This window comes from Klebsiella sp. R445 (genome assembly GCF_051131755.1).
GTDB lineage: Bacteria > Pseudomonadota > Gammaproteobacteria > Enterobacterales > Enterobacteriaceae > Klebsiella > Klebsiella lignicola.
Genome location: NZ_CP180446.1, coordinates 1,451,129 through 1,468,059 on the forward strand (window position 1 = coordinate 1,451,129; position 16,931 = coordinate 1,468,059).

Annotated in this window: 14 protein-coding genes; 10 read left to right on the forward strand and 4 right to left on the reverse strand. The window is 55.1% G+C overall.

The annotated features are described in order from the left end of the window. Positions 1–62: 62 nt before the first annotated feature. Entirely contained in the window at positions 63–1,721 is a 1,659-nt protein-coding gene (locus ACMYSN_RS06720) for an ATP-dependent endonuclease (RefSeq protein WP_462497470.1), read from the reverse strand. Between the two features lie 395 nt (positions 1,722–2,116). Between ACMYSN_RS06720 and aqpZ the strand changes: the two genes are divergently transcribed. From aqpZ to hcr, 4 genes are all read left to right on the forward strand, one after another. Beyond that, a complete protein-coding gene (gene aqpZ, locus ACMYSN_RS06725; protein WP_462497471.1) occupies positions 2,117–2,812 on the forward strand; it encodes an aquaporin Z in 696 nt (231 codons plus the stop codon). Positions 2,813–2,941: 129 nt separating this feature from the next. Further along, positions 2,942–3,841 (forward strand): LysO family transporter, encoded by a 900-nt coding sequence (locus ACMYSN_RS06730; RefSeq protein ID WP_462497472.1) that lies wholly within the window; start codon positions 2,942–2,944, stop codon positions 3,839–3,841. Positions 3,842–4,050: 209 nt separating this feature from the next. Then, entirely contained in the window at positions 4,051–5,703 is a 1,653-nt protein-coding gene (hcp, locus tag ACMYSN_RS06735) for a hydroxylamine reductase (protein ID WP_462497473.1), read from the forward strand. A gap of 11 nt (positions 5,704–5,714) precedes the next feature. After that, complete coding sequence (gene hcr / locus ACMYSN_RS06740; RefSeq protein WP_462497474.1) at positions 5,715–6,683, forward strand: hybrid-cluster NAD(P)-dependent oxidoreductase; 969 nt, start codon at positions 5,715–5,717, stop codon at positions 6,681–6,683. Positions 6,684–6,755: 72 nt separating this feature from the next. Here hcr and ACMYSN_RS06745 read toward each other — a convergent pair whose 3' ends face one another. Beyond that, positions 6,756–7,190, reverse strand: a complete 435-nt coding sequence (locus tag ACMYSN_RS06745) for a DoxX family protein (RefSeq protein WP_462497475.1) — start codon at positions 7,188–7,190, stop codon at positions 6,756–6,758. Positions 7,191–7,342: 152 nt separating this feature from the next. Between ACMYSN_RS06745 and poxB the strand changes: the two genes are divergently transcribed. The 4 genes from poxB to ACMYSN_RS06765 all read left to right on the forward strand — a co-directional run bounded on the left by poxB (position 7,343) and on the right by ACMYSN_RS06765 (position 12,763). Beyond that, complete coding sequence (gene poxB, locus ACMYSN_RS06750) at positions 7,343–9,061, forward strand: pyruvate oxidase (protein ID WP_462497476.1); 1,719 nt, start codon at positions 7,343–7,345, stop codon at positions 9,059–9,061. A gap of 147 nt (positions 9,062–9,208) precedes the next feature. Then, on the forward strand, positions 9,209–10,210 hold the full coding sequence (ltaE, locus tag ACMYSN_RS06755; protein WP_462497477.1) for a low specificity L-threonine aldolase: 1,002 nt from the start codon (positions 9,209–9,211) through the stop codon (positions 10,208–10,210). A 9-nt stretch (positions 10,211–10,219) separates the two neighbouring features. Continuing rightward, the gene (locus ACMYSN_RS06760; protein ID WP_462497478.1) at positions 10,220–11,653 is read left to right on the forward strand and encodes an SDR family oxidoreductase; all 1,434 of its coding nucleotides are present in this window, start codon (positions 10,220–10,222) and stop codon (positions 11,651–11,653) included. A gap of 96 nt (positions 11,654–11,749) precedes the next feature. Further along, complete coding sequence (locus ACMYSN_RS06765; protein ID WP_462497479.1) at positions 11,750–12,763, forward strand: NAD-dependent epimerase/dehydratase family protein; 1,014 nt, start codon at positions 11,750–11,752, stop codon at positions 12,761–12,763. A 7-nt stretch (positions 12,764–12,770) separates the two neighbouring features. Here ACMYSN_RS06765 and ACMYSN_RS06770 read toward each other — a convergent pair whose 3' ends face one another. Further along, complete coding sequence (locus tag ACMYSN_RS06770; RefSeq protein ID WP_462498214.1) at positions 12,771–13,601, reverse strand: N-acetylmuramoyl-L-alanine amidase; 831 nt, start codon at positions 13,599–13,601, stop codon at positions 12,771–12,773. A 415-nt stretch (positions 13,602–14,016) separates the two neighbouring features. Here ACMYSN_RS06770 and yahO point away from each other — a divergent pair, with 415 nt between their 5' ends. Both yahO and ACMYSN_RS06780 read left to right on the forward strand, forming a co-directional pair. After that, positions 14,017–14,289, forward strand: a complete 273-nt coding sequence (yahO, locus tag ACMYSN_RS06775) for a DUF1471 family periplasmic protein YahO (RefSeq protein ID WP_004859987.1) — start codon at positions 14,017–14,019, stop codon at positions 14,287–14,289. Positions 14,290–14,593: 304 nt separating this feature from the next. Beyond that, on the forward strand, positions 14,594–15,781 hold the full coding sequence (locus ACMYSN_RS06780; RefSeq protein WP_462497480.1) for an OmpP1/FadL family transporter: 1,188 nt from the start codon (positions 14,594–14,596) through the stop codon (positions 15,779–15,781). Positions 15,782–15,832: 51 nt separating this feature from the next. On the opposite strand, the gene ACMYSN_RS06785 is transcribed toward ACMYSN_RS06780, so the two are convergent. Next, entirely contained in the window at positions 15,833–16,867 is a 1,035-nt protein-coding gene (locus ACMYSN_RS06785) for a hypothetical protein (RefSeq protein WP_462497481.1), read from the reverse strand. Between the last annotated feature and the right edge of the window lie 64 nt (positions 16,868–16,931).

Genomic DNA, 16,931 nt, shown 5'->3' on the forward strand with positions numbered 1-16,931 from the left:
CGCGGAATTTGGCTAAAGCCGATAATTCCGTGCGTTAGCGCCAGCCTTAATGGGCCAGGCGCTTAATCGGCGCGACCCCGCGCCAGCCACAGCACACGGGAAAACATTTTTTTCAACAGCGTTGGCACCGACTCGATGCCGCGACGCCCGGCTTCCATTGCCACTTCGATCGCCAGATCCGGTTTCGACGAACGATGAATCGCTTTGGTGATCACCCGGCGCATGTTCATCGGCACGTTCGGCGGCAGCTGCGCCACCCGATGATAAACATCGTTAAAGCCCTGGCGGTACATAAAGTGTTCCATATCCAGCGCCGGCAGCACGGTCAGATGGTCGCGCTCCAGATCGCGATCGTCGTTGAGCAGGCTGCGCACCGTGGCGGCATATTTTTTCCCGGCTTCGTCGCCATCGACCAGCACGTGCCACTGAATGCCCATCCGGCGGGCAAACTTAATCAGCGGCTTGAGGCCCGACTGGGCAAACTCAATGACCTTGACCCCTTCGGCGTCGAAATGGTGCCCGCACTGCCGGGCCAGTTCGTTGATCACCCAGGTCTCGGTCTCCCCTTCCACCAGCAGCCAGCAGCGGGCAAACAGCGATGAGGCGCGATTAAAGCGGATATGAAACGCAATACGTCGGCTGTCTTCGGCGTTCATGCCACCCGGTCCAAGCCGCCAGGCCGAGACGCGCGAGGACTCGCGCACCAGTCGACAAACGTGCTCCACCGGCGTCAGCGACAGCAGTTCACCAGAGTTGGTGGTGGTGACCTGCTGCAACGGCAGCAAATTCAGGAGATGCCACGCCACCGACAGCATGATCGGGTGCAGCCGGGTTTCCGGGTCTTCGATCAGCAATAAAGGGCGCGCATCGCGGTCAAGCCGTACCGTCCCTTTGGCCTGTAACAAGGTTGAAAACAGCCCCAACAGAATCACCCGATGGCTGCGGCCGCCGGGTTTATCAATCATCCGGTTGATAATGTCCAGATAACGCCAGCTGCGTTGTTCATCATGGGAGTGCCGGCGCATCAGCCGGTGGCGGGACTGGGCGCTGCTCTGCTCGGCAAAGTAGTGTTCCAGCAACTGCACCATGGCCGACAACCCCTGGCGAATCTGGCTGTCGGTTAAGTTTTGTGGGTGATTCACCAGCTCACGGGAGAGAAAGTCCAGCTGCCGGGCGGTGATCTCAACTTGCGGCGAATGCGGCACGGTGTCGTTATGAATGCGGCGCATAAAACGCGCATCGCGCAGGCGCAACACCGGCATCAGCCGCACCAGATGCCGCACCATCTCATCGATATCGTCCAGCTCCAGCGCTTCGCCTTTGCCGTTGATAAAGCTGCGCAGCGTCATCACGCTACCATCTTCCGTCAGCTCACCTTCCAGGCGATAAAAAATACGCTGGTAGCCATCTTCGCAGGGCACCCAGCAGTCGTTAAGCGGGCGGAAACGGCGCACCCGGTGGTGGCCCGGTTCGTTCTCACGGAAGGTTAAAATAATATGCAGATGGTGCTCGCGTCCCTGTACATCACCCGGCGGGAACCAAAAATCATCGCGCACAAAATGGTACAGCTCGAATTCTGGCGACAACAGTAGCGTCAGCGCATCCAGCAGGCTGGATTTACCCCAGGCATTTTCGCCGATCAGAACGTTATTTTGCTCCAGCATCAACGATAAACGATTGATACCGCGAAAACCGACGATCTCTACCCGCTCAAGATGCATATCCCCTCCGCTCAGTAACCACTTTCTCCTTCAGTTATCAGCAGTATAGCGACACATGCCTGAACATGACACTGTTCGCCAGCATCGCGGTGCGACGTAAAGTCCATAATAGGACCGGGATATGATTATTCACCATGCTATTCGCTTTAAAAATAATTCATGCTGTAAAGTGGTTATCTTTATTATTTTTGTTCTACACTTTTCTTGAATGACCACTGGCAAAAGGATTACGATCACATTGCCCTAAATCAAATTATATTTAGTTATTTGGCTAGCCGCAGGATGATGATTGTTCATAGAATAGCGTCGTTTTATTTTTATCTTCATCCTTTGCGTCGATAAATAAAGATAGGCACGAAAATTCGTGCTCGTTTACATTATTTTTTGAGGTGGTTATGTTTAGAAAATTAGCAGCGGAATGCTTTGGGACATTCTGGCTTGTGTTTGGCGGTTGCGGTAGCGCCGTTCTCGCAGCAGCCTTCCCGGAACTGGGAATTGGTTTTGCCGGTGTCGCACTGGCCTTCGGTTTAACTGTATTAACCATGGCGTATGCTGTTGGTCATATTTCCGGCGGCCACTTCAACCCGGCGGTCACCTTAGGTCTGTGGGCCGGCGGTCGTTTCCCGGCGAAAGACGTGATTGGTTATATTATCGCTCAGGTGGTTGGCGGTATCATTGCAGCAGCCATCCTGTATGTCGTTGCCAGCGGTAAAGCCGGCTTTGATGTTGCTGCCAGCGGTTTCGCTTCGAACGGGTTCGGCGAGCACTCACCGGGCGGTTACTCCATGCTTTCCGCGATTGTTATCGAAATCGTCCTGACCTGTGGCTTCCTGCTGGTGATTCATGGCGCAACGGATAAAAACGCACCGGCCGGCTTCGCACCTATCGCGATTGGTCTGGCACTGACCTTAATCCACCTGATCAGCATCCCGGTCACCAACACCTCCGTTAACCCGGCACGTAGCACCGCGGTCGCTATTTTCCAGGGCGGTTGGGCGCTGCAGCAGCTGTGGCTGTTCTGGGTGATGCCAATCATCGGCGGTATTCTGGGTGGCGTACTGTATCGTACTCTGCTGGAAAAACGCGATTAATCACCAGTTTGATTTCGTGAAAGGCCCGGCAATGCCGGGCTTTTCTTTTTTTTGACGCATCTTTACTCGGTTCGGTGATTTGGGTAGTGTCAGGGGCGCTATTCTCACTCTGCAAGGACCAGACCGTTCATGTTTTCGGGATTATTAATCATTCTTCTGCCGCTGGTTATCGGCTACCTTATTCCTCTGCGTCACCCCTCGGCACTGAAACTGATTACACGGTTGTTGAGCTGGATTGTTTACGTCATCCTCTTTTTCATGGGGATTAGCCTCGCCTTCCTCGACAATTTATCCAGCAACCTGCTGTCGATACTCCATTATGCTGCGGTCAGCGTCGTGGTGATCCTGCTGTGCAATATTGCGGCACTGCTGTGGCTGGAACAGAAAATGCCGTGGCGCCACCCGCACCGCCAGGAGAAATTACCGTCCCGGGTCGCAATGGCAATGGAATCCCTGCAACTGTGCGGCGTGGTGTTTATTGGTTTCCTCATTGGTCTGAGCGGTTTGTCATTTTTACAGCACGCTATCGAGGCCAGCGAATATACGCTGATCTTCCTGCTGTTCCTGATTGGTATTCAGCTGCGAAATAATGGAATGACCCTGCGCCAGATAGTGCTTAACCGGCGCGGAATGATTGTGGCGGTGGTGGTGGCGGCCAGTTCAATGATCGCAGGGGTTATTAATGCCTTTATTCTCGACCTGCCGCTGAAGACCGGCCTGGCAATGGCCTCCGGCTTCGGCTGGTATTCGCTCTCCGGGATCCTGTTAACCGAATCCTACGGCCCGGTGATCGGCAGCGCGGCTTTCTTTAACGACCTCGCCCGCGAACTGCTGGCTATTATGCTGATCCCGGGCCTGGTGCGTCGCAGTCGCTCAACGGCATTAGGGCTGTGCGGTGCCACCTCAATGGACTTCACCCTGCCGGTACTGCAACGTTCCGCGGGCGTCGATATCGTCCCTGCCGCCATCGTTCACGGGTTTGTATTAAGCCTGCTGGTGCCGGTGCTGATCGCCCTTTTCTCCGCCTGATCTCGTTTTGCTCGCGGCTGACCACGCCTGTTATCCCCTGGATACACGGCGTGGTTTTCAGACCACCGCGGTGACTTTCCGCCGCCGGACCCCGGCAAATTTGCGTTAAATCAATCTCCCTTTAAATTGTATTAGAAATACCTTTTATCCCTTCGGTGACAGGCATAACCTTAAACATGTATCTAAAATATAACTTTAAAGGTGTGACCATGTTTTGTGTGCAATGTGAACAAACCATCCGTACTCCGGCAGGGAACGGCTGCTCTTACGCGCAGGGTATGTGCGGTAAAACAGCAGAAACCTCCGATCTCCAGGATCTGCTGATTGCCTCTTTACAAGGCCTGTCCGCATGGGCGTTGAAGGCGCGTGAATATGGCATCATCGATCATGATATTGATAACTTTGCCCCACGGGCATTTTTCTCCACCCTGACCAACGTCAACTTCGATTCCCCGCGAATCATTGGCTATGCGCGCGAAGCTATCGCCATGCGTGAAGCGCTCAAGGCACAGTGCCAGCAGATTGAGCACGGTGCCAGCGTCGACAACCCGATGGCCGATCTGCAGTTGGTCAGCGACGACCTCGGCGACCTGCAGCGTCAGGCGGCGGAATTTACCCCGAACAAAGACAAAGCGGCGATTGGCGAGAACATTCTCGGCCTGCGCCTGCTGTGCCTGTACGGTCTGAAAGGCGCGGCAGCCTATATGGAACACGCCCACGTGCTCGGCCAGTACGACAACGACATCTACGCCCAGTACCACAAAATCATGGCATGGCTCGGCACCTGGCCTGCCGATCTGGAAGCGCTGCTGGCCTGTTCGATGGAAATCGGCCAGATGAACTTCAAAGTGATGAGCATTCTGGACGCCGGTGAAACCACCAAATATGGCCACCCGACGCCTACTCAGGTCAACGTGAAAGCGACGGAAGGTAAGTGCATCCTGATCTCCGGCCATGACCTGAAAGATCTGTACAACTTACTGGAGCAAACCGAAGGCACCGGCGTTAACGTCTACACCCACGGCGAAATGCTGCCGGCTCACGGTTACCCGGAACTGCGCAAATTCAAACATCTGATCGGTAACTACGGCAGCGGCTGGCAGAACCAGCAGGTGGAGTTCGCCCGCTTCCCTGGACCTATCGTGATGACCTCTAACTGCATCATCGACCCTACCGTAGGGGCATACGATGACCGTATCTGGACCCGCAGCATCGTCGGCTGGCCGGGCGTGAGCCACCTTGAAGGTGACAACTTCACACCGGTTATCACCCAGGCACAGCAGATGGCAGGCTTCCCGTACAGCGAAATTCCGCACCTGATTACCGTCGGCTTTGGCCGTCAGACGCTGCTCGGTGCGGCAGACACGCTGATTGACCTGGTGAGCCGCGAAAAACTGCGCCACATCTTCCTGGTCGGCGGATGCGACGGCGCGCGCGGCGAACGTAACTACTTTACCGATTTCGCCACCAGCGTCCCGGACGACTGCCTGATCCTGACCCTGGCCTGCGGTAAATACCGCTTCAATAAACTGGATTTCGGCGATATCGAAGGGCTGCCGCGTCTGGTGGATGCCGGTCAGTGCAACGACGCCTATTCGGCGATTATTCTGGCGGTCACTCTGGCCGATAAACTGGGCTGCGGCGTCAACGATCTGCCGCTGTCGCTGGTGCTCTCCTGGTTTGAGCAGAAAGCCATTGTCATCCTGCTGACTCTGCTGTCGCTGGGCGTGAAGAATATCGTCACCGGGCCTACCGCGCCGGGCTTCTTCACCCCTGACCTGCTGGCCATTCTCAATGAGAAATTCGGTCTGCGTTCGGTCACCACCGTCGAACAAGATATGCAGCAGTTGCTGAGCGCGTAAGGAGTTAAGCCATGACCATGCCAACCCATCAGTGCCCGTGGCGGATGCAGATTCATCACATCCAGCAGGAGACGCCGGATGTGTGGACCATCTCGCTACTGTGCCACGACTACTATCCGTATCGTGCCGGGCAGTACGCCCTGGTCAGCGTGCGCCAGTCGGCGGATACCCTGCGCGCCTACACCCTCTCTTCAACGCCGGGGGTGAGCGAATACATTACGCTGACCGTTCGCCGAATTGACGATGGTACCGGCTCACAGTGGCTGACCCGCGACCTGAAACGCGGCGACTACCTCTGGCTGTCCGATGCGATGGGTGATTTTACCTGTGACGATAAAGCGGATGACAAGTTCCTGATGCTGGCTGCCGGCTGTGGCGTAACGCCGATCATGTCAATGCGTCGCTGGCTGGCAACCTATCGCCCGCAGGCCGATGTACAGGTGATTTACAATGTCCGCTCGCCGCAGGATGTGATTTTTGCCGACGAATGGCGTCAGTATCCGCTGACGCTGGTGGCGGAAAACAACGCCCCCCACGGTTTTGTCGCCGGTCGCCTGACGACAGAGTTACTGCAAAGCGTGCCGGACCTCGCTTCACGCACCGTAATGACCTGCGGACCGGCGCCTTACATGGAGTGGGTTGAGCGGGAAGTGAAAGCGCTGGGCGTAACGCGGTTTTATAAAGAGAAGTTCTTTACGCCGGTGGCGGAAGCTGCCAGCGAAGGGCTGACGTTTACGAAGCTCCAGCCGGCGATGTCGTTTTATGCGCCGGTTGGCACCACATTGCTGGAAGCAATGGAAAGCAACCGCGTCCCGGTTGTCGCCGCCTGCCGCGCGGGCGTTTGCGGCTGCTGCAAAACCAAAGTGGTCTCCGGGGATTACACGGTCAACAGCACCATGACGCTGAGCGACGCGGAAATCGCCGAGGGCTACGTGCTGGCGTGCTCCTGCCACCCGCAGGGTGACCTGGTCCTGGCGTAATTCTGTGTTCTTATCCGGCCTGTGCCAACCGCGGCAGGCCGGATATTTTGTTTACAACACATCCGGTGATTTCTAGCGCCAGACCGAATTTCCCGCCAGCGAATAGCGCCCCGCCCCAAGACAGGCAATCGCCAGTGCACCAATAAAGAAATAGACCAGGCTCTCAATCGCCCAGGCCCCTACCGCATCCAGCATAAAGGTTTTGCCGGTTCCCACCATCAGCCATGCCACCACCATGGTAAACGCCAGCACCAGCGCCGCCGGACGCGTCAGGATCCCGAGGATCAGCAGGCACGGCACCACCACTTCTCCCACCAGCACGCCATACGCAATAAATCCCGGTAATCCTTTGGCGACCAGCATCGCGCTGATCCCGCCCACGCCATCAAACAGCTTATGCAACCCGTGAAAAAGCATCAGTCCGCCGACGGCAAGTCGTAACAAGAGTTTGCCGGCATCCTCATGTGATAGCATTTTATTAACAGCACTTAACAATGATTTAACCATTTGAAATGATTCCTGTTTACCCTTTTGCGTGTTCACAGAGTATGTGGAATTTGTGCGAAATAACACCAGCGGAAAATGAGGGGGATCAGGGCGCAGAACGGTCAGTTTCATCTAAGCTTGTAAGCGTTATCACAAAAAGGAGATGGAGAACCATGAAACAGACCGTGGCGGCATACATAGCAAAAACGCTGGAACAGGCAGGCGTCAAACGTATTTGGGGCGTCACCGGCGACTCCCTCAACGGGCTGAGCGACAGTCTCAACCGAATGGGCACCATCGCCTGGATGCCTACCCGTCATGAAGAAGTTGCCGCTTTTGCCGCGGGTGCGGAAGCGCAGCTCACCGGCGAACTGGCGGTGTGCGCTGGCTCCTGCGGTCCTGGCAACCTCCATCTGATTAACGGCCTCTTTGACTGCCATCGCAACCACGTCCCGGTGCTGGCGATCGCCGCCCATATTCCCTCCAGTGAAATCGGCAGCGGCTATTTTCAGGAAACCCATCCGCAGGAGCTGTTTCGCGAATGCAGCCATTATTGCGAGCTGGTCTCGACGCCGGAGCAGATCCCGCAGGTGCTGGCCATCGCCATGCGCAAAGCGGTGATCAATCGCGGCGTTTCGGTGGTGGTGTTACCCGGCGATGTTGCTCTGAAAGCGGCGCCGGAAAGCGCCAGCACCCACTGGTACCCGGCACCGCTTCCGCGGGTGGTCCCTGCGGAAGAGGAGATCAAAAAGCTGGCCCAGGTGCTGCGCTACTCCAGTAACATTGCGCTGATGTGCGGCAGCGGCTGCGCCGGGGCCCACGCCGAACTGCTGGCGCTGGCGGAAAAATTAAAAGCCCCGATTGTCCACGCCCTGCGCGGCAAAGAACACGTTGAGTACGATAACCCCTATGATGTCGGGATGACCGGGCTGATTGGTTTCTCCTCCGGCTTCCATACCATGATGAACGCCGATACCCTGCTGCTGCTCGGTACACAGTTCCCTTATCGCCCCTTCTACCCCACCGATGCCAAAATTATCCAGATCGATATCAACCCCGGCAGCATCGGCGCCCACAGTAAGATCGATATGGCGCTGGTCGGCGATATTAAATCTACCCTCAGCGCGCTGCTGCCGCACCTGGAGGAGAAAACCGACCGTCAGTTCCTCAATACCGCCCTCGAGCACTATCGCGACGCGCGTAAAGGCCTCGACGATCTGGCGAAGCCGAGTGAAAAAGCGATCCATCCGCAGTACCTGGCGCAGCAGATCAGCCATTTCGCCGCCGACGACGCCATTTTCACCTGCGATGTCGGGACGCCCACCGTCTGGGCCGCGCGCTATCTGAAAATGAACGGCAAGCGCCGGCTGATCGGTTCATTTACCCACGGCTCGATGGCCAACGCGATGCCGCAGGCGATTGGGGCCAAAGCCACGGCACCGGAACGGCAGGTGGTGGCCATGTGCGGCGATGGCGGTTTCAGCATGTTGATGGGCGACTTCCTCTCGCTGGCGCAAATGAAGCTGCCGGTAAAAATTGTCATCTTCAACAACAGCGTGCTGGGCTTCGTGGCGATGGAAATGAAGGCCGGGGGCTACCTGACCGACGGCACCGAGCTGCACGATACCAACTTCGCGCGGATTGCCGAGGCCTGCGGGATCACCGGGATCCGCGTCGAGAAAGCCAGCGAGGTCAATGCGGCCTTGCAGACCGCCTTCAGTACCGATGGCCCGGTGCTGGTCGATGTCGTCGTCGCCAAAGAAGAGCTGGCGATCCCACCGCAGATCAAACTGGAACAGGCCAAAGGTTTTAGCCTGTATATGCTGCGTGCCATCATCAGCGGACGCGGTGATGAAGTGATCGAACTGGCGAAAACCAACTGGCTCAGGTAAAACAGTCTTTTGGTTTATCCCCACCATCATGCCTGACATCGCATGTGGTCAGCCTGATAACGCCGACGACAGCCGCAAGGGTGTCGTCGGCGTCAATTGAGGCGCCCGCAGCGAATCCTTGCAGGATGACCCCCAGAAGGAAATGCCGTGATAGATTTACGCAGTGATACCGTAACCCGCCCAGGACTCGCCATGCGAGAAGCGATGATGGCCGCACCGGTCGGAGACGATGTTTATGGCGACGACCCGACCGTAAATGAACTCCAGCGTTATACCGCCGAACTTGCCGGCAAAGAAGCCGCGCTGTTCCTGCCGACCGGCACTCAGGCCAACCTCGTCGGCCTGCTCAGCCACTGTCAACGTGGCGAGGAGTATATCGTCGGCCAGGGCGCGCATAACTACCTGTATGAAGCAGGCGGCGCGGCGGTCCTCGGCAGCATTCAGCCGCAGCCCATTGACGCCGCGGCCGACGGCTCATTACCGCTGGATAAAGTCGCAGCAAAAATTAAGCCTGACGATATCCACTTTGCCCCAACCCGTCTGCTCAGCCTGGAAAACACCCATAACGGGAAAGTGCTGCCGCGCGACTACCTTAAATCCGCCTGGGAGTTCACCCGCGAACACAATCTGGCGCTGCACGTCGACGGCGCGCGAATCTTCAACGCGGTGGTTGAATACGGCTGTGAACTGCGCGACATCACGCAATATTGTGACTCCTTTACCATCTGCCTCTCCAAAGGGCTGGGCACGCCGGTCGGTTCACTGCTGGTAGGGAGCCATGACTATATTCATCGTGCCACCCGCTGGCGGAAAATGGTCGGCGGCGGTATGCGTCAGGCCGGTATTCTGGCGGCGGCGGGCCTGTATGCCCTGCAAAACAACGTGCAACGGCTCAAAGAGGATCATGACAATGCGGCGTGGATGGCCGGGCAGCTCAGCGCCATTGGTGCCGACGTCACTCGCCATGACACCAACATGCTGTTTGTCCGCGTGGGCGAAGAGCATGCGCAGGCGTTAGGGGCGTTTATGCAGGAACGTGGTGTCCTGATTAACGCCTCCCCGGTAGTGCGCCTGGTGATGCATCTCGACGTTAATCGCCAGCAGCTCACGGATGTCGTCAGCCACTGGCAGGCATTTTTACAACGCTAAGGAGCCGGCGTGTCGCAACGAATTCTGGTGCTCGGCGCCAGCGGTTATATCGGCCAGCATCTGGTAGAGGCGCTCAGTCAGCAAGGTTACCCGGTCCTGGCAGCGGCACGCCATATCGACAGGTTACAGAGACTAAACCTGCCTGGCGTCAGCTGCTTTTCGCTCGACCTGAATCAGCCGCAGGGGCTCGCTGCCCTGCTGGCACAGGCGGACACCGTTTACTATCTGGTGCACGGGATGGGCGAAGGCGGCGATTTTATTGCCCATGAGCGCCGGGTGGCGCTGAATGTTCGCGATGCCCTGCGCGCCGTGCCGGTTCGCCAGCTGATTTTTCTCAGCTCTCTGCAGGCGCCGGAAGCCGAACAGTCGGATCATCTGCGCGCCCGGCAAATCACCGCCGATATTCTGCGCGAGTCCGGGGTGCCGATCACCGAACTACGCGCCGGTATTATTATCGGTGCCGGCTCCGCCGCGTTCGAAGTGATGCGCGATATGGTTTATAACCTGCCGATCCTGACGCCACCGCGCTGGGTCCGCTCGCGCACGACGCCGATCGCGCTGGAAAATCTACTCTACTATCTGGTACAGCTGCTCCACCATCCGGCCAGCGAACATCGCGTGCTGGAGGCCGCTGGCCCGGAAATCTTAAGCTACCAACAGCAGTTCCGCCATTTTATGGCGGTGAGCGGCAAGCACCGTCTGCTCATCCCGATCCCCTTCCCGACCCGCTGGATTTCAGTGTGGTTTCTCAACGTGATCACCTCCGTTCCGCCCACCATCGCCAGGGCCTTAATTCAGGGGCTGAAACACGATTTGCTCGCCGACGATCGCGCCCTGCGCACGCTGATCCCGCAGCCCTTGATCGCTTTCGATGAGGCCGTGCGCCAGACCCTGAAAGAGGAACAGCAGCTCGCGAACTCCAGCGACTGGGGCTATGACGCCCAGGCCTTTGCCCGCTGGCGGCCGGAATATGGCTACTACCCGAAACAGGCGGGCTGTACCGTCCGTACCCACGCCAGCCCGGCAGCCATCTGGCAGGTCGTTAACCAAATCGGCGGCAAAGAGGGCTACTTCTTTGGCAATATCCTGTGGAAGATCCGCGGCGCCATGGACCTGCTGGTGGGCCATCGGCTGGCGAAAGGTCGCCCGGATCGTGCCGAGTTGCGCACCGGCGATAGCGTTGACAGCTGGAAGGTGATTATCGTCGAACCGGAAAAGCAGCTAACCTTATTATTTGGCATGAAAGCGCCGGGGCTGGGCCGTCTGAGCTTTACCCTCAGCGATCAAGGCGATCACCGTACCCTGGATGTGCGGGCATGGTGGCATCCGCATGGGATGCCTGGGCTGTTCTACTGGCTGCTGATGATCCCTGCCCATCTGTTTATCTTTCGCGGCATGGCACGGCGCATTGCCCGGCTGGCAGAACAAATCACAGACAAATAGGCAGTATGTATTGGATTCTTTCATCATTCTCATTGCATCATGAGGAGAATCACGGAAAAATGCGCACGAAATTCTTTTCTGGGACAGTAGGTTGATATGAAGGTACTGGTTACCGGTGCGACCAGCGGATTAGGCCGCAACGCGGTGGAATATCTGCGTAACAAAGGCATCAACGTCAGAGCGACCGGGCGTAACGAAGCGATGGGTCGTCTGCTGAGCAAAATGGGCGCCGAGTTTGTACCGGCAGATTTAACCGAGCTGGTCTCTTCTCAGGCCAAAGTGATGCTCGCCGGTATCGACACCCTGTGGCACTGCTCAAGCTTTACCTCGCCCTGGGGTACCCAGCAAGCCTTCGACCTCGCGAATGTTCGGGCCACCCGCCGCCTTGGAGAATGGGCCGTCGCCTGGGGAGTACGCAATTTCGTGCATATCTCCTCGCCGTCGCTGTACTTCGACTATCACCATCACCGCGCCGTACAAGAAGACTTTCGTCCCCAGCGTTTTGCCAACGAGTTTGCCCGCAGCAAAGCCGCCAGTGAAGAGGTGATCAACCTGCTGGCGCAGGCCAACCCCAACACCCGGTTTACGATTTTGCGCCCGCAAAGCCTGTTTGGCGCCCATGATAAAGTGTTTATTCCGCGCCTGGCGCAGATGATGCAGCACTATGGCAGCGTGCTGCTGCCACGGGGCGGCAATGCGCTGGTGGATATGACCTATTACGAAAACGCCGTGCATGCCATGTGGCTTGCCAGCCAACCGCACTGCGATCATCTGCCTTCCGCCCGGGCGTGGAACATCACCAACGGCGAGCCGCGTCCACTACATACCATCGTGCAAAAGCTGATTGATGAACTGGGGATCAAATGCCGGATCCGCTCGGTGCCCTACCCGATGCTGGATATCATCGCCCGCAGCATGGAGCATTTTGGCAATAAGTCCGCCAAAGAGCCGGCCTTTACCCACTACGGCGTCTCGAAGCTGAACTTTGATTTTACCCTGGATATCACCCGCGCTCAGGAAGAGCTAGGCTATCAGCCGGTGGTAACGCTGGATGACGGGATTGTCCGTACCGCAGCCTGGCTCAAAGACCACGGCAAATTACACCGCTGACCGCGCCCTATCCCTGACCGTATTTCTCCAGCAGCGCTTCGGCGATAGCCTGGGTTTCGGCGTCGGCGACGCCGTCCCAGCGGGCCGGGCGGAAATGCATCTGGAAGACCATAATCACCCGTTGCTGCTGCGCCGGTGTCATCTCCGGCGTCACCTGGTATCCGTAACGGGCCAGTAAATCCAGCAGTGCGGCGCTATCGACAGGTTCATTTGACGGACGGCCGTGCAGGTAGAAGTTCACCCGGTCGGCATCTGGCCAGGCACCGATCCCCTGCTGCGCCAGCTGCCGCCACGGGAACAGCGGCCCGGGATCGTCTTTGCGTTGCGGGGCAATATCGGCATGGGCAACCACATTCTGGGGGCTGATGTGATAGCGAGAAATAATGTCTTTCGCGAGTGGAACGAGCGCATTAATTTGCGCCGGATTAAACGGCGTAAAGCTTTTCACCCCGGCGACCTGTTGCCAGCCACGGTTTTCCAGCTCAATGCCAATAGAAGTATCGTTAATCCGCGTGCTGCCACGCCAGAAACTCACTCCCGCATGCCAGGCTAAATCTTCTTCAGGTACCAGCTGCCAGATGCGCGGCTTACCTTGATACAGCGGTGGCTGTTGGGGGATTAAATAATGAGAGCTGACTTGCTCGTCGGTTAAGGTCGCCAGCGAAACGTCAAAATCATCCGCGGTATAATGGATGACCAGCACCTTCACTCGCGGATAAGCGGCCTGTGCCGGGTGGCGCGTATCCAGCTGATAACCATCGCGGTCGATAATCCCTTTCTCAGTGCTGCAACCGGCGAGCAGCAACAGCAGGAGCGCGATAAGCCCGGAACGTTTCATCAAGAGGCGAACGCCCCGCTTACAGTAGATAAAGCCATCAATCAGATCCTTCATGTCAACAAGCGACCGCCCGATTCAGATTCAGTATGCGGCTTACCGCATAATAGACCATCCCCCCGGCGATGTCTTCCGACACCTTTTTTTGGGTTTTACATACGGCAATTTATATAAGATAAATTTATACTATCTTTCGTTAAAAACGAGCATAAGTAGAGTCTCAACACTTTTCAGCATAATTGGCAACGTAAATCAATGCCCTGAACTCATCTTTTCCTTATGAGCTCACAAGTTAGAGGTCATATTTTTGTAGTATTTAGCTTGAAAAAAAAATTCACTTGATTCAATCTGGTGGCGCTCATTGGTTAGTTAAAACAAGAGCATGATGATAGCAAGTTAAACAATGGAGATAAAAAATATGAAATATGCAGCTTTAGTGGCAGGTGCAGCATTGTTTTTAACCGCAAACGCATTCTCTGCAGAAATCTTATCTAAAGAAGATTTCGCGAAAGTGCAAACCCAGTATCAGAAAGTGGGTACCATTTCCTCTACAGGCCAGACCGCTCCGAGCGATGCGCGTGCAGAGCTGCTGAAGAAAGCTGAAGAAAAAGGCGCGGATGTTGTGGTTCTGTCTTCTGGCAACACCGACAAGAAACTTCACGTTTCTGCCAATATTTATAAGAAAAAATAATTAGTTTTGATCTCTGAAGGAACATTATCATCGACCGGTGATAATGTTCCACCTACTGTTCTGACAAGATTTATTTTTAGATAGCATTTAAATTTACAATCCCTTCATTTTATTATTAAATAACCGCCTCCGCACAATAAACACTCGCATACCCAGGTCATTACTTCTAATCATTTACGAAATTATTCTTATATCGCTGAAGGCAATATTGTTTTGCAAAAGAATTTCTTCCGCAGAAAGAGGTGTTGACTATACTTAGCGGGTATAAAAACGAGACATAAACTAACAACATTGCAGGTGGCAAATGAAAAAAGTCGCATTACTTATCTCTGGATTACTCTGTTCCAGTTTTTCGCACGCCAGTGCGCTCTATTTTTATGAAATAGGCACCGAAGATGTCGGTCTTGCAGGCGCAGGACAGGCCGCACGGGCGCAGGATGCCTCCACTATCGTCACCAACCCTGCCGGGATGACCCGTCTGCCGGACCATATGTTCACCGGGGGCATGCAGGTGATGGGCGGCGATATTTCCTATCAGCTAAAAGATGAAGATGGCAGAAGCAGTCCGGGAAATGTGATGAACCTGTTTCCTAATGCCAGTGGTTTCTATTCGCAAAAAATTAATGATGATTTATATGCCGGCATCGGTTTATACGGCAACTACGGCTTAGGTATCGATTTTGGCGACTGGGCCGGCGACCGCCTGATTAAAAAGAGCACCATGGTGGCGATGACCCTGAGTCCGTCGCTGGCCTATAAGCTCAACGACCATCTGTCTATCGGCGCCTCCGCCAACCTGAACTACGGCTATCTCTCCCTGACCCGTAACGTTGATGGCAGCGATCAGAAAGACAAAGATTACGACTGGGCCATGAGCTATCGCCTCGGTCTGTTGATGCAGTTAACCGATCAAACCCGCGCCGGGATCACCTGGACCAGCAAGACCGACTACGACTTTGATATTGACGGGAAAGCCCGCTTCCCTAACCTACCGAATACCTCGTACGACCTGCCAATATCGGCCCAGGTCCGCGCTCCGCAGCAAATTATGTTAAGCCTGGTGCATGACATCAATAATCAGTGGTCGGTGATGGGTGATTTAGGCTGGCAGGACTGGAGCCAGTTCGGTAGCCCGCAAATTACCGTCGCCGGACAGCAGAGCGACAAGCAAAACCGCCTGAAAGATTCCTGGCACACCGCGCTCGGGGTTCAATATCGCCCTACGCCGCTCTGGCGTCTGAATGCGGGCGTCGGCTTCGACAGTACGGTCTACAACTCGCAAAGTGATGTGGCGCTGTCATTACCGACGGGTGATGAGTGGCGTTTTGCCACCGGGGCGCAGTACCAGATTACCCCATCAAGCAACATTGGCGTGGCGGTATCTTACCTGCATATGCAGTCGGGACATGTGAAAACACCAGAGATTGTTGCCGGTGATTATGACCATCCGTACCTGTGGTTTGCGAGCATGAACTACAGCTATCAGTTTTAATTCACTACGGAGCCTGGGGCGATCATCGCACCAGGCTCTGCGTTATTCCTGCTAGATCAATTTAAATAAAAAGCGCACCGGCTTAATCTGCAAAATATCCTGCCAGATTTTATGTAAATCAATCACCCCAGCCAGGCCGAGTAATGCCAGGGTAATAAAAACGGTGGCGACGGTGATGACCAGCATCAGACGGATCATATTGCGCTGCATTTTGTCCTGCTGCTGCGAACGGCGCTCATCTTTTTCAAATTCAACCAGGGTGGTGATGGCGTTGCCCTGAACGGTATAGCGCTGGTTTTCAACCGCCAGATCCCCTGACAGCACCAGGGATTCAATCAGCAGCGTGACTTTATATCTGAACTGCTCATTGCGGATATGCTTGTACCACAGCTTGCCATACAGAAGCTCAATCACTTCATCAATGGTAAGACCGGCGACAGGCCTCGACGGGCGGCGCTTCACAAACTCGTTGACGATCAGGCCGAGTAAAAAAACGCGTTCCCGACTTTTTAATTCACGTTCTCTGAAGAAGGTGGAGACCAGCGCGCCTTTCCCGCGCAGGAGAAACGTTTTGATATCGATGAGGTGTAAATAGTGATTAATGGCATAAACAAATATAGAGTTAAGCGTTATTTTGCTATATTTTTTATAGCTGACGATTTCACTTTCCATCTCCAGCAATTGCGACAGCGAAAATTTATTTCGTAGTTCGCAGCCATCTGGCTGGGGATCTAAATATTCGAGGGTAACATGACGGCCATTAAACCTGACCAGGCGGTAGCGGCATCGATTAACGTCAGCAAAGTAGACGGCGTAGTAATCATACGGATCGCCGGCATTATCATCGTTTTTAATGAAATACGGTAAAAACTTCACCCAGAGTTTAGCCTTAGCATTCGCTAGTATATTTTTAATCATTATCAACCCAACATAAATATGTGTATTGCTATAAACATAGAAAACTTCAACATACATTATTGAGCATTTAACCCGTGCGTACAGTTTACTTTTATGCAAAAAAAAATATTCTGCGATGTTCTGTAAACATGCCGACCATTGCACATCGCGGAGATAAATATCCGTCAATGTTAATGCGCTGGCCGTGGTTTACCTTTTCCCGCAAAGGCATAATCTGAGCTCTTAGAGTCAA